The sequence below is a fragment of the Microbacterium sp. EST19A genome (genome assembly GCF_019969685.1).
GTDB lineage: Bacteria > Actinomycetota > Actinomycetes > Actinomycetales > Microbacteriaceae > Microbacterium.
Genome location: NZ_JAHXYZ010000001.1, coordinates 1,199,548 through 1,221,918 on the forward strand (window position 1 = coordinate 1,199,548; position 22,371 = coordinate 1,221,918).

General features: G+C 69.5%; 22 protein-coding genes. 6 read left to right on the forward strand and 16 right to left on the reverse strand.

Features of this window, described 5'->3' with window-relative positions:
• Positions 1-14: 14 nt before the first annotated feature.
• Complete coding sequence (gene dnaB, locus LC452_RS05910; RefSeq protein WP_223623169.1) at positions 15-1,388, reverse strand: replicative DNA helicase; 1,374 nt, start codon at positions 1,386-1,388, stop codon at positions 15-17.
• Between the two features lie 520 nt (positions 1,389-1,908).
• Between dnaB and LC452_RS05915 the strand changes: the two genes are divergently transcribed.
• Both LC452_RS05915 and LC452_RS05920 read left to right on the forward strand, forming a co-directional pair.
• On the forward strand, positions 1,909-2,904 hold the full coding sequence (locus LC452_RS05915) for a hypothetical protein (RefSeq protein ID WP_223623180.1): 996 nt from the start codon (positions 1,909-1,911) through the stop codon (positions 2,902-2,904).
• Between the two features lie 103 nt (positions 2,905-3,007).
• A complete protein-coding gene (locus LC452_RS05920) occupies positions 3,008-5,209 on the forward strand; it encodes a hypothetical protein (protein WP_223623182.1) in 2,202 nt (733 codons plus the stop codon).
• Between the two features lie 183 nt (positions 5,210-5,392).
• Here LC452_RS05920 and LC452_RS05925 read toward each other — a convergent pair whose 3' ends face one another.
• From LC452_RS05925 to LC452_RS05945, 5 genes are read right to left on the reverse strand one after another with little or no spacing between them, the layout of a single operon-like run.
• Positions 5,393-5,740 (reverse strand): hypothetical protein, encoded by a 348-nt coding sequence (locus LC452_RS05925; RefSeq protein WP_223623185.1) that lies wholly within the window; start codon positions 5,738-5,740, stop codon positions 5,393-5,395.
• Complete coding sequence (locus LC452_RS05930) at positions 5,737-6,579, reverse strand: hypothetical protein (RefSeq protein ID WP_223623186.1); 843 nt, start codon at positions 6,577-6,579, stop codon at positions 5,737-5,739. Before LC452_RS05930 ends, LC452_RS05925 begins: the two co-directional genes overlap by 4 nt.
• A gap of 27 nt (positions 6,580-6,606) precedes the next feature.
• Entirely contained in the window at positions 6,607-7,470 is an 864-nt protein-coding gene (locus LC452_RS05935; RefSeq protein WP_223623188.1) for an amidohydrolase family protein, read from the reverse strand.
• Positions 7,467-8,648 (reverse strand): CaiB/BaiF CoA-transferase family protein, encoded by a 1,182-nt coding sequence (locus LC452_RS05940; RefSeq protein WP_223623190.1) that lies wholly within the window; start codon positions 8,646-8,648, stop codon positions 7,467-7,469. Before LC452_RS05940 ends, LC452_RS05935 begins: the two co-directional genes overlap by 4 nt.
• Positions 8,649-8,675: 27 nt before the next feature.
• Positions 8,676-9,680 carry an alcohol dehydrogenase catalytic domain-containing protein gene (locus LC452_RS05945; protein ID WP_223623192.1) on the reverse strand — a complete coding sequence of 335 codons (1,005 nt, stop codon included), beginning with the start codon at positions 9,678-9,680 and terminating at the stop codon, positions 8,676-8,678.
• A 192-nt stretch (positions 9,681-9,872) separates the two neighbouring features.
• Here LC452_RS05945 and LC452_RS05950 point away from each other — a divergent pair, with 192 nt between their 5' ends.
• Complete coding sequence (locus tag LC452_RS05950; RefSeq protein WP_223623194.1) at positions 9,873-10,949, forward strand: ABC transporter substrate-binding protein; 1,077 nt, start codon at positions 9,873-9,875, stop codon at positions 10,947-10,949.
• Positions 10,950-11,027: 78 nt separating this feature from the next.
• Here the strand turns inward: LC452_RS05950 and LC452_RS05955 are convergent, their stop codons facing one another.
• The 8 genes from LC452_RS05955 to LC452_RS05990 form a co-directional block, all read right to left on the reverse strand.
• A complete protein-coding gene (locus LC452_RS05955) occupies positions 11,028-11,288 on the reverse strand; it encodes a Txe/YoeB family addiction module toxin (RefSeq protein ID WP_223623196.1) in 261 nt (86 codons plus the stop codon).
• Positions 11,285-11,536, reverse strand: coding sequence for a type II toxin-antitoxin system Phd/YefM family antitoxin (locus tag LC452_RS05960; RefSeq protein WP_223623199.1), 252 nt, complete (start codon positions 11,534-11,536; stop codon positions 11,285-11,287). Before LC452_RS05960 ends, LC452_RS05955 begins: the two co-directional genes overlap by 4 nt.
• A 121-nt stretch (positions 11,537-11,657) precedes the next feature.
• Positions 11,658-12,491, reverse strand: a complete 834-nt coding sequence (locus tag LC452_RS05965) for an ABC transporter permease (RefSeq protein WP_223623201.1) — start codon at positions 12,489-12,491, stop codon at positions 11,658-11,660.
• Positions 12,488-13,321, reverse strand: coding sequence for an ABC transporter permease (locus LC452_RS05970; protein ID WP_223623202.1), 834 nt, complete (start codon positions 13,319-13,321; stop codon positions 12,488-12,490). Before LC452_RS05970 ends, LC452_RS05965 begins: the two co-directional genes overlap by 4 nt.
• The gene (locus LC452_RS05975; RefSeq protein WP_223623204.1) at positions 13,318-14,145 is read right to left on the reverse strand and encodes an ABC transporter ATP-binding protein; all 828 of its coding nucleotides are present in this window, start codon (positions 14,143-14,145) and stop codon (positions 13,318-13,320) included. The genes LC452_RS05970 and LC452_RS05975 overlap by 4 nt, the downstream gene beginning before the upstream one ends.
• Before the next feature lie 41 nt (positions 14,146-14,186).
• Positions 14,187-15,161, reverse strand: a complete 975-nt coding sequence (locus tag LC452_RS05980; RefSeq protein ID WP_223623206.1) for an LLM class flavin-dependent oxidoreductase — start codon at positions 15,159-15,161, stop codon at positions 14,187-14,189.
• Position 15,162: 1 nt separating this feature from the next.
• Positions 15,163-16,569: a dihydroorotase family protein gene (locus LC452_RS05985; protein ID WP_223623208.1), complete on the reverse strand. Its 1,407-nt coding sequence runs from the start codon at positions 16,567-16,569 to the stop codon at positions 15,163-15,165.
• Positions 16,566-17,516, reverse strand: a complete 951-nt coding sequence (locus tag LC452_RS05990) for an alpha/beta hydrolase (RefSeq protein WP_223623210.1) — start codon at positions 17,514-17,516, stop codon at positions 16,566-16,568. Before LC452_RS05990 ends, LC452_RS05985 begins: the two co-directional genes overlap by 4 nt.
• 232 nt (positions 17,517-17,748) lie before the next feature.
• On the opposite strand from LC452_RS05990, the gene LC452_RS05995 reads away from it, so the two are divergent.
• From LC452_RS05995 to LC452_RS06005, 3 genes are read left to right on the forward strand one after another with little or no spacing between them, the layout of a single operon-like run.
• Positions 17,749-18,729, forward strand: a complete 981-nt coding sequence (locus tag LC452_RS05995; protein WP_223623212.1) for a putative F420-0 ABC transporter substrate-binding protein — start codon at positions 17,749-17,751, stop codon at positions 18,727-18,729.
• A complete protein-coding gene (locus LC452_RS06000) occupies positions 18,726-19,793 on the forward strand; it encodes a putative F420-0 ABC transporter permease subunit (RefSeq protein WP_374197759.1) in 1,068 nt (355 codons plus the stop codon). The genes LC452_RS05995 and LC452_RS06000 overlap by 4 nt, the downstream gene beginning before the upstream one ends.
• Positions 19,790-20,584: an ABC transporter ATP-binding protein gene (locus LC452_RS06005; RefSeq protein ID WP_223623215.1), complete on the forward strand. Its 795-nt coding sequence runs from the start codon at positions 19,790-19,792 to the stop codon at positions 20,582-20,584. Before LC452_RS06000 ends, LC452_RS06005 begins: the two co-directional genes overlap by 4 nt.
• Positions 20,585-20,705: 121 nt before the next feature.
• On the opposite strand, the gene cofD is transcribed toward LC452_RS06005, so the two are convergent.
• Together cofD and cofC are read right to left on the reverse strand one after the other, a co-directional pair.
• Positions 20,706-21,701 (reverse strand): 2-phospho-L-lactate transferase, encoded by a 996-nt coding sequence (cofD, locus tag LC452_RS06010; protein WP_223623217.1) that lies wholly within the window; start codon positions 21,699-21,701, stop codon positions 20,706-20,708.
• Entirely contained in the window at positions 21,698-22,369 is a 672-nt protein-coding gene (gene cofC / locus LC452_RS06015) for a 2-phospho-L-lactate guanylyltransferase (RefSeq protein WP_223623219.1), read from the reverse strand. Before cofC ends, cofD begins: the two co-directional genes overlap by 4 nt.
• Positions 22,370-22,371: the final 2 nt, after the last annotated feature.

Below are 22,371 nucleotides of genomic sequence, written 5' to 3' on the forward strand. Positions count from 1 at the left end.
GTGTAACGACCGGCTCAGGCGAAGTCGCCGCCCGGGGCCATGTCCATGAAGCGCGAGTAGTGGCCCTGGAACGCGACCGTGATGGTGGCGGTCGGACCGTTACGGTGCTTGGCGACGATCAGGTCGGCCTCGCCCGGTCGCACGTCCTTGTCGTACACCGACTCGCGGTGCAGGAGGATGACCATGTCGGCGTCCTGCTCGATCGATCCCGACTCGCGCAGGTCGCTGATGGCCGGCTTCTTGTCTTGCCGCTGCTCGGGACCACGGTTCAGTTGCGACAGGGCGATCACGGGGACCTGCAGCTCCTTGGCGATGAGCTTGAGGCTTCGCGAGAACTCGGAGACCTCCTGCTGACGCGATTCGACGCGCTTGCCCGACGTCATCAGCTGCAGATAGTCGATGATGACCATGCGCAGGCCCTCGCGCTGCTTGAGCCGACGGCACTTGGCACGGATCTCGACGAGCGTCATGTTGGGGCTGTCGTCGATGTAGAGGGGTGCGTCGTTGATGCGGCCGCGGGTCGCGGCGACCGTGGTCCAGTCGCGCGGATCGAGCGTTCCCTTGCGCATGTTCTGCAGGGGGATGCCGCCCTCGGCGCTGAGCAGACGCATCGCGATCTCGCTCTTGCCCATCTCGAGCGAGAAGAAGATGGACGGGAAGTTGTGGCCGATGGATGCCGCGCGCGCGAAGTCGAGCGCGAGCGTCGACTTACCCATCGCGGGTCGCGCGGCGACGACGATCATCTGACCGCCGTGGAGTCCGTTGGTGAGTTCGTCGAGTTCCTTGAACCCCGTCGGGATGCCGGTCATCGAGCCGTCGCGGCCGTTCGCGGCCTCGATCTCTTCGACCGCGGCGTCGACCGCGACCATCAGCGGCACGTAGTCTTCGGCGGTCTCGGTTCCGGTGACCGAGTAGATCTCGGCCTGGGCGCTGTTGACGATGTCGGTCGCGTCGCCCTCACCGGCGTAACCGAGCTGCACGATGCGCGTGCCCGCGTCGACGAGGCGACGGAGGATGGAGCGTTCGGCGACGATGCTCGCGTAGTAGCCGGCGTTGGCCGCGGTCGGCACGATCGAGGTGAGGGTGTGCAGGTAGTCGGCGCCGCCGGCCTTGTTGAGCTCACCGGTCTTGATGAGCTCGTCGGTGACCGCGACGACATCGGTCGGCTCGCCGTGCGAGTACAGCGACAGGATCGCCTCGAAGATGAGCTCGTGCTTCGGGATGTAGAAGTCGGCGCCCTTGAGCGTCTCGATCACATCGGCGACGGCATCCTTCGACAGGAGCATTCCGCCCAGAGCGCTCTGTTCGGCGAGGAGGTCGTGCGGAGGCGTGCGCTCGGGCGGGCGATGCCCTCCCAGGCGCTCCTCTGAGATGTCCGCGATCGACACGCTTTTCCCTTCGATGCGACTGTTCCGAATGCGCCGCCCGAGGGCGGAGCCGTGTTGTCGGGCCGTTCCGGCCGCCATGCACAGCGAATCAGGAGCCCCCGACATTCGGTCGCTCGACCACGGTACGAGCGGCGTGAACCGGGTGCAACACAGCCTGTGGATAACCCTGTGGAGAGCGTGCGGACAAAGCCGGAGTGTCTGTGTAGAACGTGTGTGGATAACCCCGTGGATGGCATCGCATATCGGTTTTCTTAATCGCTCTGACCAGGTATTTCTCGATTCCCCAGGCTGTGGATGAGAACCGACTTCAACGGTTGATTGAAGGTTTCTGCGTCATGTGGGGACATGTGCAGAACCTGGGGAAAGTCAAGCCGAGATTTTGCCGGGCGCGTCATCGCGCGTTGTGCGGTTCCGGCTGCGCGAAATAGGCCTGGACAACGCCCAGAAGCGCGAGTAACGTCGCCCCCAATCGATGCTGATCGTGTCGATTGGTGCGTTGCCTTTTGAGGGGGAGGTCGACGTGAACGCTCGGGCCACCCGACGCGGCATCCCCGCCGCCGTCAAATGGGGCGGTCTCGTCGCGCTCGCCTGGGCGACCTTCACGATCTTCAGCGGCGGAGGCTCGGCCCACGCCGATGAGCAGCCGGACGGCCCGTTGGACGGCCTCACCTCGATCGTCGGCGAGACGGTGTCCGCCGTCACCGCACCCGTCATCACCCAGGTCGTCGCCCCCGTCGTCACGCAGGTGGCCGCACCCGTCGTGCAGGCCGTCGTCGCTCCCGTGCAGCAGGCCGCACCCGCCGTCGTCTCCACCGTGACCCAGACCGTCGCATCGGTCCCCGTCGTCGGCCCGGCCACGGCACCCGTCGTGCAGGCCGCGTCGCAGACCGCGCAGGGCGTCGTGGCCCCGGTCACCGACCTCCTCACGGACGCTCCCGTCTCACAGATCACCCACCCGATCCTGGATGCCGTCACCGGCCTTCCGATCGTCGGCGGGCTGGTCGACGACCTCGGCGCCCGTGATCTCGTGGATGAGGTGGTCGGCGTCGTCGATGACACCGTCGGTGTGATCGGCGGCGTCGCCGAGGAGACCGTACCGCCGATCCTCGAAGCACTCGAGCCCGGGCTTCCCGGCGCCGGCTCGCCATTCGAGCCCGGAGCGCCGGATGGCGTCCTCTCGGCCCCGTACCTCGTTGTGACCAGCACGTCGGGCGCGCCCGACGTGTCCGATTCCGGCAGCGTCCCCGCGCTCTCCGCTCAGCCCGTAGCCCCCGCTGACGCATCCACGGTCGCGATCGGCGAGCGCGGGGCTCCGGAATCAGGTCCGGGGGCCCCACCAGGCACCCCCGCCGCTCCGACTTCCTCCGCCGGTTCCGGTGGAGGCTCCAGCAGCGCCCACGCTCGCCTCAGCGATGCCGTGGCGCCCCCGCTCCCTGCTTGGCAGCGGGCCGCCGGCGCATCCGACGACGCCCTTCCGGCGTCACCGGTCGCCGACACCGACGTCTCTCCTGACTGACTGAAAGTCGCGCCGTCCTTCCCCAGGGACGGCAGATGCAGTGCTGCGCGCGCACTTCGCGCGCACCCATCCAGACTCCCCCAGTCCAGTCAGGAGAATCATCATGCGTACATATCTCAAGCGGGCCCTGTGGGGCACGCTCATCGCCGGCGGGGTCACCCTGTTCGGCGCGACGGCCGCGAACGCGGCCGACACATCCGGAGACGAAGGTCTTCTCTCCGGCACCCAGGCAGTGGCCACGGTCACCGCGCCGGTCACGGTCGTGAACAACGCGATCTCGCTGCTCGGTGACGCCGTCGCCGCACCGGCACCGGCACCCGCACCCGCCCCGGCTCCTGCCCCGGCACCCGCACCCGCTCCCGCCCCGGCACCCGCCCCGGTCACGAGCGGATCCGACGGCACGGCATCCGGCTCCCAGGCCGTGGTGACCGTGAACGTCCCCGTCACCGTGACGAACAACGCGGTGAGCCTCGTGGACGACACCCAGACCAGCACCCCGGCCCCGAATCCCCAGAGCTCGGCTCCCCAGGCCGACACCGGGGCCGGGGTGCCGTCCGTGACCACGAACGGCATCGACGGACTGCTTTCCGGCACCCAGGCGCTGCTCGCGGTCAACGCTCCGATCACGGTCAGCGGCAACGCTGTCTCGCTGCTCGGTGACAGCGACGCGGCGGCTGCTCCCGTCGGTGCGGCTCCGGTCGCTCCCGGCACCGGCACCACCGGCAGCACCACCACCGGTGGAGACGACGGAGTCGCCAGCGGCACTCAGGTCGTGGCACCCGTCACGGCCCCTGTGACCGTGACAGGGAACGCGATCTCGCTGTTCAATGACGCCACCGTCACCGGCGGTGCTGCCACTCCGGCGGCTCCGGCCACCGGCACCACCGGCAACAACACCACCGGCGGAGACGACGGCGTCGCCAGCGGCAGCCAGGTCAACGCACCGGTGACAGCCCCCGTGGCCGTCACCGGCAACGCGATCTCCCTGCTGGATGACGCCACCGTCACCGGCGGCACGGGCGGCGCGGCCCCGGCCGCTCCGGCAACCGGCTCTGCGGGAGGCAGCACCACCGGCGGAGACGATGGAGTCGCCAGCGGTACCCAGGTCGTCGCACCGGTCACGGCCCCCGTGGCCGTCACCGGCAACGCGATCTCCCTGCTGGATGACGCCGCCGTCACCGGCGGTGCTGCCACTCCGGCGGCCCCGGCCACCGGCACCACCGGCAACAACACCACCGGCGGAGACGACGGCATCGCCAGCGGCAGCCAGATCACCGCACCGGTCACGGCCCCCGTGGCCGTGACCGGCAACGCGATCTCGCTGCTCGACAACGCCACCGTCACCGGCGGCACGGCTCCGGCCACCCCGGCGGCCCCGGCCACCGGCACCACCGGCAACAACACCACCGGTGGGGACGACGGCGTCGCCAGCGGCAGCCAGATCACCGCACCCGTGACGGCCCCCGTGGCCGTGACGGGCAACGCGATCTCGCTGCTCGACAACGCCACCGTCGCCGGTGCAACCGGCGGTGCGGCTCCGGCCGCTCCGGCCACCGGCAACAACACCACCGGCGGAGACGACGGCGTCGCCAGCGGCAGCCAGATCACCGCACCCGTGACGGCCCCCGTGGCCGTGACGGGCAACGCGATCTCCCTGCTCGACAACGCCACCGTCACCGGCGGCACGGCTCCGGCCACCCCGGCCGCCCCGGCCACCGGCACCACCGGCAACAACACCACCGGCGGAGACGACGGCATCGCCAGCGGCAGCCAGATCACCGCACCCGTGACGGCCCCCGTGGCCGTGACGGGCAACGCGATCTCGCTGCTCGACAACGCCACCGTCACCGGCGGGGGCACGGGACCGACGGCCCCGGCCACCGGCACCACCGGTAGCAACACCACCAGTGGCGACGGCGGCATCCTCGGCGGCACCCAGCTGTCGCTGCCGGTGACGCTGCCGATCACCATCGGCGGAAACGCCATCTCGGTGGCCGGTGACAGCACGGTGACGAACCCGGGTACGAACCCCGGAACGGACCCGGGAACCGATCCCGGGACTGACCCGGGAACCGACCCTGGGACTGACCCGGGCACGGACCCCGGAACCGACCCTGGAACCGACCCCGGCACCGACCCGGGAACCGGTTCCGTGACGGGTTCGGCATCCGGTGCCGCCGTTGCCGACGCTGCGGAGGGACTCGCCATGACCGGCGGTGCCCCCGCATCCGGACTGGTCGCACTCGCCGCACTCCTGCTCCTCCTCGGAGGTGCAGGCCTGCTCCGCCGTCGCGTGACGGCGTAGCCGAGACGCCGACGGTGCGGTCGTCCTCGGGGAGGAGACCCCGCACCGTCGGTGCGTCGGCGCCTCACGCAGGCGGCCACTGGTTTCGCGACCCGCCCTCTGCGTGATGCCGACGCGCGGATGCCTCGTGGTGTTTCCCACCACGGGGCATCCGTCATGCCCTCGCGCCGCTGCGACGTTCTGTCAGGCGATGTCGTCGACCTCGCCGTACGGCACGATCGCGGCGCGGTACCTCTCGACCAGGTCGCGCCAGCCGAAGCCCTCGGTGTACTCGTGCTCGTACACGGCCTCGGTGAAGTGCCAGAGCAGATACGGATGAGCGCCGAGACCGTAGAGCGCACCGTAGTCCCGGGCAGCGAAGGCCGCATGCTCCTCCGGCGTCAGGATGCGATCGTCCGCAACGGCGTCGGTGCCGGAACCTCCGGCGAGCCAGGAGTCGATGAAACCCTCGGGGTCGGCGACATACGCGTTCACGTTCGCGGTGCTCATCTCGACGGCACGGATGAACTTGTTCATCATGTAGAGGCTCACTGCGCGGCCCTCCAGAGGAAGAACGGACTCGACGCGAACCGCGACGTCGTGGCCTCGGCGAGGTCGGCGGGCCGGCCCTGCATCGCGGCGAGCGCGGCGACGATGTTCACGTACTGATAGGTGACGTTGCCCGCCGCCATGATGCGGTCGAAACGGCATCCGTCGATCGCGCCGGCGAGGTCGCCGTCACGCATCCACGCCACGGCCTCGGCGTCGAACTCCGGGTCGGGAGATCCGTTGAACGTGCGCGGTCCCCCGACATCCGTCGCCATGTGCCCCGAGGTGAGCAGGCCCACCCTGGCGTCGCTGTCCCACGATTCCACCGCCGTGCGCAGGTGCTGGCCGAGGGCGGCGAAGCGCGCGGCCGACGGCAGCGGAGGGAGGATCGCGTTCGCGTGGATCGGCACGATCGGCAGGTCGAGCTCGGGGCGCACGTACTGCAGCGGGAGCACGAAGCTGTGGTCGAGACGCCATTCGTGCGAGACCGAGAAGTCGATGGTCTCGGGCAGCACTTCGCGTCCGGTGATCTGCGTCGCGAGCTCCGGCTGCCCGGTCAGCTCCGCGTACTCCATGCCGAACGTGCGCACCTCGTTCTCGTAGGTGCCGTGGTACGACGCGGCCTTGCCGACGATGAACGCCGGGGAGTTGTCGGAGAAGAACTGCCGCACGTGGTCGGTGCCGAGCACGATGAGCACGTCGACCTCAGCATCCGCCACGGCCTCCCGGATGCGGCGGAAGTTCTCCTCGACCGCGACGAGATCGGGGGGATACGGCTCGCGCATCGCGCGCCAGAGCAGGGGGTTGTGCGGTGTCGCCGCGGCCATCACCAGTTCAGCCATGCGTCCTCCCGGACTCGTCGCGCCGACTCACAGTCGGAACAGCTTGCGTGCGTTGTCGAGCAGGATCTTCTGCCGCGACTCCGGCTTGAGGCCCAGCTCGTCGAACTCGGCCATCCATCGGTCCGCCGTCATGACCGGCCAGTCCGAACCGAACAGCACCCGATCGGAGATGAGCGAGTCGGCGTAGCGCACGACCTCGGGCGGCAGGTACTTCGGCGCCCAGCCGGAGAGGTCGAGATAGACGTTCGACTTGTGCCACACCATCGCCAGGTTCTCGAGGTGCCAGGGCCAGGCCGGGTGCGCACTGATGATGTTCAGTTCGGGGAACTCGGCCGCGACGTCGTCGATGTACGGCACGGGACGCGCGTTCTCGAGTCGGTAGCCGCCTCCTCCGGGGGTGCCGGCTCCGGCACCGGGGAATCCGGAGTGGAACATCACCACGAGCCCGAGTTCTGCACAGGTCTCCCAGATCGGGAAGAAGCGCCGGTCGTTGGCGAGGAACTTCTGCCGCGACGGGTTGAGCTCGCCGACGCCCTTGATGCCGTACTCGTCGTGCATCCGGCGGATCTCGGCGATCGCCGCCTCCCCCTTCCACGGGTCGATCCCCGCGAAGGCGAGGAAGACATCGGGATGATCCTGCTGCGCTCTGCCGAGCAGGTCGTTCGGCGCGCCCTTGATGCCGCTCGTCGTCTCCGAATCGGAGTTCACGATGACGGCCATCATCTTGCGGTCGCGATACTGGTCCGCCTGCTCCGCGAACGACACCACCGGCCGCTCGCGACCGAAGTGCGCCGACATCTGCGTGTGCCGCGCGCCCATCGCCGCGATGAACTCCTCGGTCTGCGGGTGCGTGTGGACGTCGATCGCCACGAGGTCGTCGATACCGCTCATCGGGCCGCCCCTTCCTTCTCGGATTCGGATGCCGCCGCCGTCGCGGTGAGCTCGTCGGTGTCGGCGCCGAGCGCGGGCGCGTAGCGGAGTGCGGGACGACCGCTGCGCTGGAACCGGATGCTGGGCACGGGCACGCGCAGCGCGCCGTCGGGCCCCTCGATCTCTTCGACCAGACCCATGCTGACGATCTGCGGATCGTCGAACAGGTCGCCCATGGTGTTCAGCGGACCGTGCGGGATGTCGTGGGCGGCGAGCCTCTCGAGCCACTCGTCGCGCGGGCGCGTGGCGGCGATCTGCTTGAGCACCGCGTCGAGCTCGTCGTAGTTGCGCACCCGTGCCTCCCGCGTGGAGAAGCGCTCGTCGTCGGCGAGGTCGCGGCGTTCGAGCACGTCGAGCAGTCCGGTCCAGAACTTCTCCGGCACCGACATGTGGATCACGAACGCCTTGCCGTCCGACCCGACGCACGCGTACGCCTGCGCGCGGCGCGGTCGCGAGTCGGGAGACGAGACCTGGCCGGTCTCTAGGAACGCCGAGGCGGACTCCGTGAGGAAGTCGAGGAGCGCCCCGACCATCGTGACCTCGACGTGCTCCCCCTCGCCGCTGACGTCGCGCGCATGGAGCGCGGCGAGCACAGCCTGAACCGCCGACATGCCGGAGAGCAGGTCGGAGAAGGCCGGGCCCAGTGGACGGATCGTGGATGCCGGCACGACCTGGCTGTACATGCCGCCGGTGGCGGAGATCACGGTGTCGTAGGCGGGCCGCTTGGCCGCGGGCCCCGTCGCGCCGAATCCGGTGATCGAGCAGGTGATCACGCGCGGGTTCCGCTCGTGCAGCACGTCGGGACCGAAGCCGAGCCGCGCCGCGACTCCGGGACGGAAGTTGTCGAGCACGATGTCGGCATCCTCCACCAGGGCGAACAGGGCGGCGAGCCCGTCGACGCTCTTCAGGTCGAGCACGACGCCGCGCTTGCCCCGGTTGTAGGCGGCGAACTGGGGGCTCATGGTCGCCCGGCCCTCCCAGCGGCGCATCGGGTCGCCCTCGGGCGACTCGACCTTGATGACATCCGCGCCGAGATCGGCGAGCAGCTTGGCCGCGTAGGGACCGGAGATGTACTGCCCCAGTTCGATCACGCGGATGCCGGCGAGCGCTCCGGCGCCGGGCTGTGCAGGACTCGTCACGTCTGGTCTCCTGTTCTCCGGGTGCGGTCATCGGACATCGACGACCACCTTCCCCTCCCCCTTGCGGGGGAACTCCTGGTAGGCGCGCCCGATGTCGTCGAGCGGGTAGCGCGCGCCGACGAGCGACGGCAAGGCTCTGGCGGCGGCGAGATCCAGCGCTTCGACCACGTCGTCGTAGCGGGCACTGGCGACGCCGATCAGCTGCTTGCGGCGCAGGTAGAAGTCTCGGGAGTCGATGCGCAGCTCGCTGTCGACGGATGCCGAGCAGAACACGGCTCGCCCTCCCCACCGCAGCGCGCCGATGCCCGCGGCGAGAGTCGGGGCGTGGCCCGAGACGTCGAGCACGACGTCGAAGCCGTCGACGCCGTGCAGAGCGGAGGTCAGGGCGGCAGCATCCGCGGCGGTGATGATCTGCTCGTCGCCGATCGCATGCAGGGGTCGGCGCGATGCGGCGACCACCCGGGCGCCACGAGCGCTCGCGATGGCGACGGCGGCCCGGCCGAGCGTGCCACCGGCGCCCGTGACGAGAACCCGCTCGTCGGCGGCGAGCGCGATGGCCCGCACGGCGTTCACCACGATCGACGCACTGTGCACCACGGCTGTCGCCTCGGCGGCACCGAGTCCTCGCCGATCGATCGCGTTGCGGCTCGGGACGACGACGAGCTCCGCCGCTCCCCCGTCGCGGTGCACGCCGACCACGGTCTGCGCGGGGCAATCGGCCTCATCGCCGGCGAGGCAGCGTGCGCAGACGCCGCACGCGATGTTCGGCTTCACGACGACCGTCTGGCCGAGGCGCGAAGCGGCGACGCCGCTGCCGACCGCGACGATCTCTCCGGCAGGATCCATCCCCAGGATGCGGGGCAGGCGAGCATGGGCGCCGGGCCCGATCCCGGCGATGACATTGAGGTCCAGCTGATTCACCCCGACGGTGTCGACGCGCACGAGCACCTCACCCGCTCCGGGAACCGGCGCGGCCGTCTCCTCGACGGTCAGGCCGTCGAGGTCGTGTCGGCTCAGCACGGCGGCTCGCATGTGCACCTCTTCGTCGCGGGAATGCTGTTTGGGATACTGTATCCAATTTTCATCCTGGGCGTCTAGACCCGGTTCTCGCACGATATCCCGCAAACGATGGACAGTCGATCCCAAACTGGATACAGTATCCCAAAATCCGCGCGAGATGCCCTCCTCCGCGGGGGGTCGAACGCACCACCCGAATGGAGAGTCATGCGCACGACAAGATCCAGACTCGGCCTCGCCGTGGTCGGCGGCGCAGCAGCACTGACGCTGCTCGCCGCCTGTACCGCCCCGACGCCGACACCGGCAGGACCCGTCGAGCTCGCCGACGGCGAACCCGGCGCTGCGGAAGACACCGAGCTGACGGTGGCGATCCCCTTCCCCGACGTCACGATGTACTCGATGTTCGTCCTCGCGACCGACCTCGGCTACTACGAGGAGGAAGGGCTCACCGTCGAGGTCATCACCGCCGACAACGTCACCGCGGCGGTGGCGAGCGGCAGTGCCGACATCGGCGTCGAATCGACCGGCACCGTCATCGACGCCATCCGCGGCGGCGTGGAGATCGATCTGGTCTCGGGGCACTACTGCCGACAGAACTTCGACTTCGCGGCGCAGGCCGACGTGAAGAGCGTCGACGACCTCGACGGCACGTCGATCGTCCTCGCCGGAACGCCCGGCGACCCGGCCGAGTTCCAGCGCGCGCAGGTGCTCAAGGAGGAAGGGTGGGACATCTCGACGATCAACGCCGAGGTCGTCTACCCGGGACCCGGATCGGAGTCGTGGACGGAGTTCTTCGTCAACGACAAGATCACGCTGCAGCCGTTCTACGCCGATGACCGAGCGGCGCTCGAGGAGCACGGGGCGAACATCGTCGTGGAGTCGCTGCGCAACTGGGCGAACGACGTGCAGATCGCGGGAACGAAGTGGGCGCAGGAGAACCCGAACACCCTGGTGCGGTTCCTGCGCGCGACCCTCAAGGCGACCGACTTCATGACGGCACCCGCGCCCGGTGAGTTCCCCGAGAACGCCGACGAGGTGCTCGACATCTACGAGGCCAACGACTTCGAGGTGGCGGAGCTGCGCGAATCGGACAGCCCGTGGATCCTCGACGCCCACCTCGCCTGCCCGAACCTGTACTTCGACACCGAGGCCTGGGACACGACGATCGAGACGCAGCAGCTCGAGCCGCTCGAGTTCGACAAGGATCAGCTCGTCTACCTGCTCAAGGCGCAGGAGCTGCTCGACCTCGACAACGAGGGTCCGGCGACGCTGACGTACCCCTGAGCTCGCTGAGCTCGTCGAGACGCTGAGCTCGACACGAGAGGCCCCACCGTTGCGCATGGCGGTGGGGCCTCTTCCGTGTCAGTAGTGGTCGCGAGCTTGGAGGATCACGATCTCCTCGTCACTCACGTAGTAGACGAGTCTGTTGCTCTGGTCTATGCGACGAGACCACGCCCCGGAGAGCACGTGCTTGAGGGGCTCCGGTTTTCCGATGCCTTCGAAGGGGCTTCGGAGGACGTCCGCGACGAGCTGGTTGATCCTCTTCAGCGTCTTGCGATCCTGACCTTGCCAGTACATGTAGTCCTCCCACCCGTTCGGGTCGAAGGCCAATCTCCGAGTCACTCGTCGATCAGGTCGTGCTGCTCGGTCTCACCACGGCGCGCACGTTCGATCGCCGAGAGAAGACGCTCCGCACCGACGCGGTTCCGAAGCAGATACGCCGTCTCCGTGAGGGCGTCGTAGTCGTCCTTCGACATGATGACGGCATTTCCGCGGCGCGAGACCACCTCGACGGGTGCGTGGTCCTCGTTCACCTGCTGGATAAGACCGAACAGACCCTTGCGGGCTTCTGTAGCCGAGATCGCGGACACCCTCTACCTCCCTAGTGGTACATCAAAGCGTACCACTTGGATGCGCGTGGAGCGCCTGCGCTGACAGACCCGGCCCCCGTCGCGCATGAGACGGGGGCCGGGAGTCGTCGCCGCGCGGGTGTCAGCCGACGATCTTCCGCTCGTCGTACCAGGGCGCGAGCCGGCGGCGCAGCACCGAGATGAGCAGCAGCGTCAGGTTCGCGATGATCACCATCACCACCACCATCGCGATCGCCTCGTCCATGCGGAACTGGTAGGCGGCGAACTCGAGCAGGTGCCCCAGGCCACCGGTGCCGCCGAGGAACTCGCCGAGCACCTCTCCCGTGAAGCCGAGGGCGGCTCCGCGCTGGATGCCCGACAGGCTGTAGGGCAGGGTCGCCGGGAAGATGACCTTCCACCCGAGACTGATCCCCCGCGCGCCGTACACACGTGCGGCGTTGACGAGCGACGGACTCACGGTGACCGCACCCTCCATGGTGTTCAGCAGGATCGGGAACACCGCCAGCAGGATCACGAGGGCGATCTTCGACTCGCTGCCGAGCCCCAGCCCGAGGATGAAGAGCGGCGCGAGCGCCACCTTGGGCGTCGAGTAGAGCACCCACAGGAACGGCGCCACCATGAACCGCAGCACCGGCGACCAGCCGACCGCCAGCCCCACGACCACGCCGACGACGATCGCGATGGCGAGGCCGATGAGCAGGTTCGTGACGCTGAAGACGAAGGCCGACCAGAACTCCGGATCGACCATCAGGCCCCCGAACGCCACGGCGATCGCACTGGGTGCCGGCAGGAACGACGACGGCACGAGACCGAGCCAGCTCACCGCCGCCTCCCAGATCAGCAGCACCGCCGCGATGACGGCGATCAGGAGCAGCCCCCATCGGCCCTCGCCGGCACGCGCCACGCGCCGCGGCCGCACGATGCGATGGGTTCCGGTGGCGGAGACGACGCTCATCGCTTGCCCTTCCTCGTCCACGGAGCGACTCCGCGCTCGATGGCGGTCACGACCTGGGTCATGCCGACGCTCCACAGCACGACGATCGCGATCGCCGCGAACGCCTGGTCGGTCTGATAGGTGTTGGACGCCCGGATGATCAGGGCGCCCATCCCGCTCGACGATCCCGCGAGCTCGGCGACGACCATGCCGATGGTGGCGAGCACCACGGCCTGGCGGAGACCCGCGAACAGGAACGGGATCGTCGACGGCAGGTACACCGAGCGGTACAGCCGCATCCGTCCCGCACCGTAGACGCGGGCCGCCCGGATGATCGACGGATTCGCCGTGCGCATGCCGGCGGCGACGTTGAGCAGGATCGGGAAGAGCGCGCTGATCGTCACGAGGAAGATCACCGGGCCGATGCCGAAGCCGAACCAGGCCTTCGCCAGAGGCTGGTAGGCGATCGACGGGGTGGCGTAGATGGTCCACGCGATCGGGCCGACGACCCGGTCGACGGGCAGCGACGACCCCATGAGCAGGCCCACCGGGATGCCGACGACCACGGCGAGCGCGAAGCCCGAGAGCCAGGCCTGCACCGAGATCCCGGCGTTCGATGCGAGCGCGCCGCTCGACACGATCTCGCCGAACCCCTGCGCGATCGCCGAGGGCGGCGGGAGGAACACGGGATTGATCCAGCCGAGGATCCCGACCACGAGCTGCCAGAGGAGCAGCAGCACGATCACCTCGATGGCGATGACCGCTGCCTTGCCGCGGGTGCTGAGACCCGCGAGCCAGGCGCCGACTCCGCCCTTGCCGTAGTTCGGGCCGGCCGCGAGGAGGGAGCTCACTTCGACACCGCTGCCGCGGTCGCCTCGTCCTCGAGCGCCGCCCACAGGTGGTCGCGGAGCTCGAGAAAACGGGGATCGTGCTGCACGGCCCGCTCGGAGCGCGGACGCTCGAGACCGGTCGTGATGATCTCCTTGATCGCGCCGGGGTGACTCTTGAACACCACGATGCGGTCGCCGAGCAGGATCGCCTCCTCGATGGAATGCGTGATGAACAGCACCGTCTTGCCGGTGGCCTCGATGAGCTTCTCGATCTCGTCGCGCATCACCTCGCGGGTGAGGGCGTCGACGGCGCCGAGCGGCTCGTCCATCAGCAGGATGCGCGGCTGGGCGACGAACGCCCGGGCGAGGCCGACGCGCTGCTGCATGCCGCCGGAGAGCTCGCGCGGATACGACGACTCGAATCCCTTGAGCCCCACCATGTCGATGGCCTCCTGCACGCGCTCGCGCCAGCCCTCGCCGTGCAGGCCCTTCTGCATCTCGAGCCCGAACTTCACGTTGTCGAACACGGTCCGCCACGGCAGCAGGGCATAGTCCTGGAAGACGACGGCCCGGTCGGGGCCGGGTCCGTCGACTTCCTTGCCATCGACGAGCACCGAGCCGGAGCTCGGCGCGACGAGGCCGGCGATGACGTTCATGAACGTCGTCTTTCCGCACCCCGACGGGCCGAGCACCGTGATGAACTCGCCTTCGAACACGTCGAGGTCGACGTCTTCGATGGCGATCAGCTTCTTTCCCGTCCGCGCCACGTCGTAGCTCACCGAGAGCCCGGTGACCGAGATCAGCGGGACCGCCGATTCTCGCGCGGTGTCTTTCACGTCAGTCATCGTGCACCTCTCGTTGTCATCCGTCGCGCGGTGGTGCGCGTTTATCGCAGCTTAGGAAGCACTTCGGTGCCGAGGAGCTCGATCTGCTCGAAGAACCGATCGAACTTGAAGCGGAAGTCGAAGACGAGGTGCTCCGTGCCGACCTCCTCGAAGCGCCGGATCTGATCGACGGCCTCGTCGGGGCTGCCGACGATCAGCTGTCCCTCGAGGTCCTCGACGGTCTCGAAGCTGCCGGACGGCGGCTTCACCGCGAACTTCGCCTTGTTCGCCCAGGCCAGGAGCCCAGGGATGTTGACGTGCTTGAGCGCCTCTTCGCGGGTGTCCTCGATCGACGTCGGCGGGATGACGGCGATGGTCGGCATCGGCCGGCCGTTCTCGTCGGTCATCTCGCGCATCGTCTTGATGCGCTTCTCCATCGTGAGGAGTCCCGTGCGTCCCGGCATCCATCCGTCGGCGAACTCCGCGGCGAGGCGGGCCGAGCGCGGCGTCGCGCCGCAGTACCAGAAGGGGATGCGGCCGCCGACCGGCTTCGGCTCGATGGTCACGTTCTCGAAGGAGAAGATGCCGTCGTCGTAGGTGACGTCGTTCTCGGTGAACACGCGACGCAGGATCTCGGCGTTCGAGCGCACCATCTCGACCCGATCGAGGTCGCCCCAGCCGATCGCGTCGAACTCGTGGTCGAAGGTGCCGGCACCGAAGCCGAGGATGAGGCGCGGTCCGAGCAGCTGCGTCATCGTGCCCGCCATGAGGGCGGTGACGAGCGGATGCCGGAACGGGATGAGCGAACCGGTGCCGAGCTCGATCTTGTCGGTCACTGCTCCGATCGCGGTGAGAGTGGTGAGCGCGTCGTAGAACGTGCGGTTGGGCTTCTCCATCTCGCCGTGCGGCTCGAAGACCAGGTGGTCGCGCACCCAGACGGAGTCGAATCCGAAGCTCTCGGCGAGCTTGGATCCCTCCAGGAGCTTCTCCTTGCTCGCCTCCTCGCCGAAGTGCGGCAGCAGCAGTCCGAATTTCATGTCAGTTCCCTTCCGCGGCGAATGCCGCTCTGTCTTCCGCCGAGGCGGCGAGCTTTCCGAAAGCGGGGTCTCCGACGACCTCGTCGTCGACGTACACGTCGGTCCCGCGGACGAGGGTCCGCTGGATGCGCGCGCTGATGGTGCGGCCGTCGTACGGCGTCCAGCCGATCTTCGACAGCACGCCGTCGTTCGTGATCGTCCACTCGTCGGCGAGATCGGCGATGACGATGTCGGCATCCGCTCCGATCGAGAGAGATCCCTTGACGCCCTCCAGGCCGAACTTGGCGGCCGGGATGTGCGCCACCATGTCGATCGCGCGCTGCAGGTCGAGCTCGCCCTTGTTCACCGCGTCGAGCATGAGCTCGTAGTAGTACTGGATGCCGGGGGTGCCGGTGTGCGAGCTCCACATCTGCGTCCAGCCGACCTCCTTCTCCTCACGCGTGTGCGGGGCGTGGTCGCTGGCGGCGATGTCGATCGTGCCGTCGCGCATGCCCTCCCAGACCGCGGCGCGGTTGTCGTCGGGCACCCAGTAGCTGAGCGCGTAGGGTCCGAGCGTCTCGACGTCGTTCCAGGTCGAGAGGAACGGCGCCCAGTGGTTGACCTCACAGGTCACGTCGATGCCGTTCTGCTTCGCGCGGCGCACCGCCTCGATGGAGCGGCGGGTCTGGATGTGCGCGATGTGCACGGGGCAGCCGGACGCTTCGGCGAGGCGCAGCACGACGTCGATCGCGGTGTCCCAGATGACGCCTTCACGGGCGGCATAGGCGGAGGCGTAGCCCTGCGGGGTGTTCTCGCCGCGGGCGAGGTAGGCGCCCTCGATGTAGTCCATCAGCGCCTGGTCGTGCGGGTGCACGATGAAGCGCTTCCCGGTCTGGGCGATGTGATCCATGATCTCGAGCAGGTGTCCGTGATCATGGATGCCGGTGCCCGCGGGGTGGGGGTAGTCGCGACCCGTGTCCACGACCATGTAGATCTTGTAGGCGCGGATACCCATCTCGCTCATGCCCGCGATCTCGTCGAACTTCGTCGGCGCCGGGTTGTGGTTCCAGTCGACGATCGACGATTCCTCGTATCGGTTGAACACATCGGTCAGCGTCGCGACATCCGTCGTCGGCGGCTTGAGGTTCGGCATCCCGAACATGGTGGTGACGCCGCCGGCGGCGGCCTGCAGACTCGTCGTGTAGATGTCGTCCTTGTGCTCGTAGCCGGGTTCGCGGGTGTGCACGTGCACGTCGACCATGCCGGGGAGCACGAGCTTGCCCGTCGCGTCGATCGTGCGCTCGGCCGCGATCTCGGTGCCTGCCGCCACGATGCCGGCGATCTTGCCGTCGGCGACGAGCAGGTCGGCGACGACCGGTCCTGCCGGGGTGACGACGGTGCCGCCGGTGATCTTCAGTTCCACGCTCATCGCGCGACCTCCTCTTGATGGATCGACTCGCCGATCGCGAGCGACGGGTTGACCCGGTGGACCAGATGCGCCGGGCGCACGTATTGGTCGAACCAGCCGACGATGACCGGCGTGGTCTGCTCCCAGTAGGCGTCGTACGCCGCATAGTGCGTCGTGTGCCGCTGCATGATGAGCTGCTTCGGTCCGCGCGCGGCCTCGTACAGCGCCTCGGCGTGGTGGGTGGGCGTGGTCGCGTCGCCCTCCACCCCGATCACCAGGAGCGGGGTGGTGAGCCGCGCGGCGGCCTCGATCGGGCGGTAGGCGATGATCCCCTCGGCGCACGCGAGCGGTACGGCGGTCGGGATGCGGTCGTCGACATCCGCCTTGATCTTCGTCGCGCGGCGCTCGGCCGTCGGGATCATGATCTCCTCGCGGGGGTGCACGATGCGGCCCTCCCCCGTGGCGACGCGCTGACGGCGGTCGTCCTCGAGCGACTTCTGGAAGTCGAGCCATTCGTACTCGCTGCGCATGCGGTGCAGCCAGTCCTCACCGTCGGCGACGGGCACCTGGCTGACGGCGGCCTTGATGCGCGGGTCGGCGTCTGCGAGCAGCACGGCGTTGCCGCCGCCGGTGCCCCCGGTGCCGAAGACCCCGATCGCGTCGGCGATCACGTCGTCGCGCGTCGTGAGGTAGGTGACGGCGTTGACCAGGTCCTCCAGCTGCCAGGCCGGCGACAGGTAGCCGCGGTCGCCCTCGGAGTCGCCGAAGCCGCGGTAGTCGATGACGAGCACGGCGAAGCCGGCCTCGACCAGTGCCTCGTGATAGCGGACGTAGAGCTTGGCATCCTTGAGCCCGAGCCAGCCCGGTCCCTGCACGATCGCGCGGTGGGGGCCGGCGTGATCGGGGGTCCGCCAGACGGCGGAGATGCGCTGACCCTCGCTGAAGTACGACACGGATGTGGTCTGCATGGGTTCCTCTCGGCTGAACGCGGCTCTGCGATCGGGTGATCTGCGCCGCTTCGGTGTGGCCTGCTTCATCATGACCCATTTTGGATCCAGAATCCAGTATTGATTTGGATCCAGAATCCGGAGTAGCATGACGGCATCCCGTCGGCCCGATTGGCCGGCGCACGGTGGTCCCGATCTGGACTGCGACGCGCTTCCGTTTGCGCCCTGCGCCCGCCTCGTCGTTCGGAGAACCATGTCTGCCACCACTCGCGCCCTCTGCGCCGCCCCCGCCGCCGCCCTCCTCCTCGCCGCCGCCCTGAGCGGCTGCGCGGGCACACCGACGACCTCGGCCGCGGCATCCGACGAGAAGACGCTCACGATCGACAACTGCGGCACCGAGCTGACGATCGACGCTCCGCCGCAGCGGATCCTGACGATCAAGTCGTCGACCCTCGAGCTGGCGCTCGCCCTGGGCGCCGGCGACCGGATCATCGGCTCGGCCTTCTCGGACGGCCCTCTCCCCGAGGAGCTCGCGGCGGATGCCGACGGCATCCCGATCGTCTCCGAGAAGGTGCCGTCGCAGGAGGCGACCCTCGAGCTCGAGCCCGACCTGGTCTTCGCCGGGTGGGAGTCGAACTTCTCGATCGAGGGCGTCGGCGAGCGCGCCGAGCTGCAGAAGCTCGGCGTCACGACCTACGTCGCTCCCGCCGCCTGCAAGGCTCCCGGCTACATGCCGGATCCGCTCACCTTCGACACGGTCTTCGACGGTTTCGCCGAAGCCGGCGAGCTCCTCGGAGAGACGGATGCCGCGGCGACGCTGATCTCCGACCAGCGCGCGCAACTCGAAGCCATCGCCCCCGACGATCGCGGGCTCTCGGCGGTCTGGTACTCCTCCGGCACCGACCAGCCGTTCGTCGGTGCGGGCATCGGCGCCCCGCAGATGATCATGGACGCCGCGGGCCTCGACAACGTCTTCGCCGACGTCGACGACACCTGGACGTCGACCTCCTGGGAGCTGATCGCCGACGCCGATCCCGACGTGATCGTGCTGGTGGATGCCGCGTGGAACACCGCCGCCTCGAAGATCGCCCTGCTGACGGCGAACCCGATCACCGCACAGCTCGACGCCGTGAAGAACGGGCGCTACGTGATCGTCGACTTCCCGGCGACCGAGGCCGGCATCCGCAACGTCGACGCGGTGGACTCGATCGTGACCCAGCTGGGAGAGCTGTGAGCGTCGCGGTCGCCGTGCCGATGGCGACCGCTGCCGCTCCTCCTCGCGCCGCCCGGAAGCGCAGCCGGACAGCATCCGCCGTCACCGTGCTGATGCTCGCCCTCGCGGGCACGGTGGTCGCGGCCGTCGCGATCGGGCCCGCCGCCGTCTCCCCCGCCGAACTGGCGGCGAGCGTCTGGTCGCACCTGACCGGTGCAGCGAGCGGTCTCTCCCCGATCCGCGACGCGATCATCTGGGAGGGACGCGTGCCCCGCGTGCTCACAGCGGCTGCGGTGGGTGGCGGTCTCGCCCTGTGCGGCGCCGTGATGCAGGCCCTCACCCACAACCCGCTCGCCGACCCGTACCTGCTCGGGCTCTCGTCGGGCGCCTCGACGGGCGCGGTGATCGTGATCGTGCTGGGTGCCGCGGTGGCCCTGCCGTTCGCGGCCTTCGCCGGGGCGCTGATCGCCCTGGCCTTGACTCTCGGCCTGTCGCGCGCTGCGGGTTCGGCGACCTCGACCGCGGTCGTGCTCGCGGGCCTCGCCGTCTCGGCCGTGCTGTCGGCGCTGACGAGCCTGGTGATCTTCTGGAGCGCGACGAACGACAGCTACCGTGAGATCCTCAGCTGGCTGCTCGGCTCGCTCGGCGGTGCGGATTGGGCGGATGCTGCGCTGGCCGGCGCCGCGGTGGTCGTCTGCGCGGTGCCGCTGCTCGCGTCGGCGCGGCCGCTCGACAGCCTCGCGCTCGGCGACACCGCCGCCGAGGCGCTCGGCATCCCGGTGGTGCGGGTGCGCGTGCTGCTGTTCGTGTGCACCGCGCTGCTGACCGGGGCGCTCGTCGCCGTGAGCGGATCGATCGGCTTCGTGGGCCTGATCCTGCCGCACGCGGTGCGCGCGGTCGTCGGTGCGAGGCATCGCGCCGTGCTTCCCGTGTCTCTGCTCGCGGGGGCGGTCTTCCTGATCTGGGCCGACACGATCGCCCGCACGGTGTTCGAACCGCGCGAGCTGCCGGTCGGGATCGTCACTGCGCTGATCGGCGGACCGGTGTTCGCGCTGCTCCTGCTGCGGAAGAAGACGCGATCATGACGGGGCTGGACGCCCGCGGCATCCGCTTCGCCCACGGTGCGCGGATGATCCTCGACGGGGTGGACATCACAGCGCCGGACGGCGCCGTCACAGCTTTGCTGGGGCCGAACGGGTCCGGGAAGAGCACGCTGCTGCGGCTCATCGCCGGAACTCTGCGCGGCGAGCTGGAGGCACTGTCGCTCGACGGTTCGTCGCTCCCCGAGATGCGGCGTCGCGCACGAGCGCAGCGGGTCGCTCTGGTCGAGCAGGAGTGGGCACCGGCCGAGGGCATGACCGGGCGGGACATCGTCGGCCTCGGTCGCCTGCCGCATCGGGGCTGGCTGTCGTTCGACGATCAGGAGACGGATGCCGCCATCACCGATGCGGCCCTGATGCGCGCGGGCGCTTTCGAGTTCGCCGAGCGCGACGGAGCGACCCTCTCCGGCGGGGAGCGGCAGCGGCTGAATCTGGCGAGAGCCCTCGCCCAACAGCCGCAGTTGCTGCTGTGCGACGAGCCGACCAACCACCTCGACATCCGGGCGCAGCTCGACGCGCTGGCGCTGCTGCGCTCTCTGGCCGACGACGGGATGACCGTGGTCGCCGCGCTGCACGACCTCAATCACGCGGCCGCTTTCGCCGATCGGATCGTCGTGGTGGCCGACGGTCACGTGCAGGCGGCGGGGTCACCGGCCGAGGTGCTGACGCGCGAGCTCATTTTCCGCGTGTGGCAGGTCGACACCGAGGTGCTGGTGCGACCGGGGAGCGATCGCCCGCTGATCGTGTTCGACACGGCGCCGGTGCTCGTGCGCTGAGGCTGTTCCGGTCGCCGTTGCTGCCGTCGCGCCGGGTTCCGGGCGCAGTTGCTGCCGCCTCGACGGATCCCGGGCGGCAGATTCTGCGACCGGAACGATGTGATCCCCTCCGGAGGCGCGCTCAGGATGCCGCGTCGAGCGCAGCATCCGCCAGTGCGGCCGAGGTCTCGAGGTCGCGCATCCACAGCGGGCGCACCTCGGCGCGCACACCTGCCGCCTCGATCTCCGGCGCGAGCGCGGCATCCTCCTCGGCGATCAACCACGCGTCGAGCAGACCGCCGTGGTCACGCGCGCCGTAGTGACGCCCGACCGCGGCGGCCGTGGCCTCGATGCCCACCGCTGCGAGGCAGGCATCCGCCATGCCGCGGACGGGTGCACCCGCGATGATCGGCGAGACCCCGACCACGACCCCGCCCGCCGCACGCACCGCGTCGTCGATGCCGGGGACCGCGAGGATCGGACCGAGCGACACGACGGGGTTCGACGGAGCGAAGATGATGACGTCGGCGGCGGCCAGCGACTCGAGCACGCCGGGTGCGGGCGCCGCCTGTGCGATGCCCGGCGAGTCGAAACCGCGCGCCGGAAGGGAGGCCCGGTGCCGGGTCCACCACTCCTGGAAGTGCATGCGTCCCTGCTCGGTCTCGACGTGCGTGTCGACCTCGGCATCCGTCATCGGCAGCAGTCGGATGCCGAGAGGCCACCGTGACGCGAGCCGGGCCACCACCTGGGTTACGGAGAGACCGTCGTGCAGCCAGCCGGTCCGGGCGACGTGCGCGCCCAGGTCGAGGTCGCCCAGGGTGAACCACGGCCACCCGGATCCCCACGCGTGCAACTCGGCGGCCACGCGCTCCGACTCCCCGGCCCGGCCCCAGCCCCGCTCGGCATCGTTCACTCCGGCGAGCGCGTAGATCATCGAGTCGACGTCGGGCTGCAGCCGCAGACCGCTGAGCCACAGGTCGTCCCCGGTGTTCGCGATCACCGTGATCTCGGCGCGCGTGCCGCCGTCGGCATCCGGCCACCGTCTCCGCGCGGCCTCGCGCACGCCGAGGACGAACTTCGAGCCCCCGACACCGCCCGCGAGCACGACGATCCGCGGAGCGTGCGTGCCCGCGTTCATGAGGCCAGCACCTGCGGTCGATCGACGAGGGCGGCCGTGCGGGGTCCGAGGCCCGACCGCCGCGCCACGGGAAGGTGCGCGGCGACGTCGAGGTCGCGACGCAGGCCGCTCAGCACCGGGAACCCGACCTCGACGAATCCGGCCGCACGATGCGCCGCAGCAGAGTCGGACCCGAAGCGGGTGCGCAGCTCCACCCCCGCGCGGGCCGTCGCCAGCACGGTGCCCGTGCCTTCGGCATCCGGCACGAACGCCCGCGGATGCGACGACGCGAAGGCGAGCGCCCGGGACAGCTCGTCGGGTCGGAGCGCCGGCAGGTCACCCAGCAGCACGGCCCGCGGCCGATCGACCCGAGCCGAGGCGATCCCGAGTTCGATCGCCGCGCTCAGTCCGTCGCCGCGATCCGGCACGATGCGCACACGCGGGAGCGGGCGGAGCGCCGCCGCGGTCACCTCATCGCTCGTCACGACGATGACCTGGCCGACCCGATGGCACGACACCGCCGCATCGACCGTGTCGAGGGCGATCGCGCGCGCCAGCTCCTCACGCTCGACGCCGGAGACCCGCAGCCGCGTCTTGCCGAACTCGGCCCGTTTCACCGGGATCACGACCGCCCAGTCGCGGACGGGCGCTCCCGACGAATGCGGCGCGGTACCGAGGCTGCGGATCATGT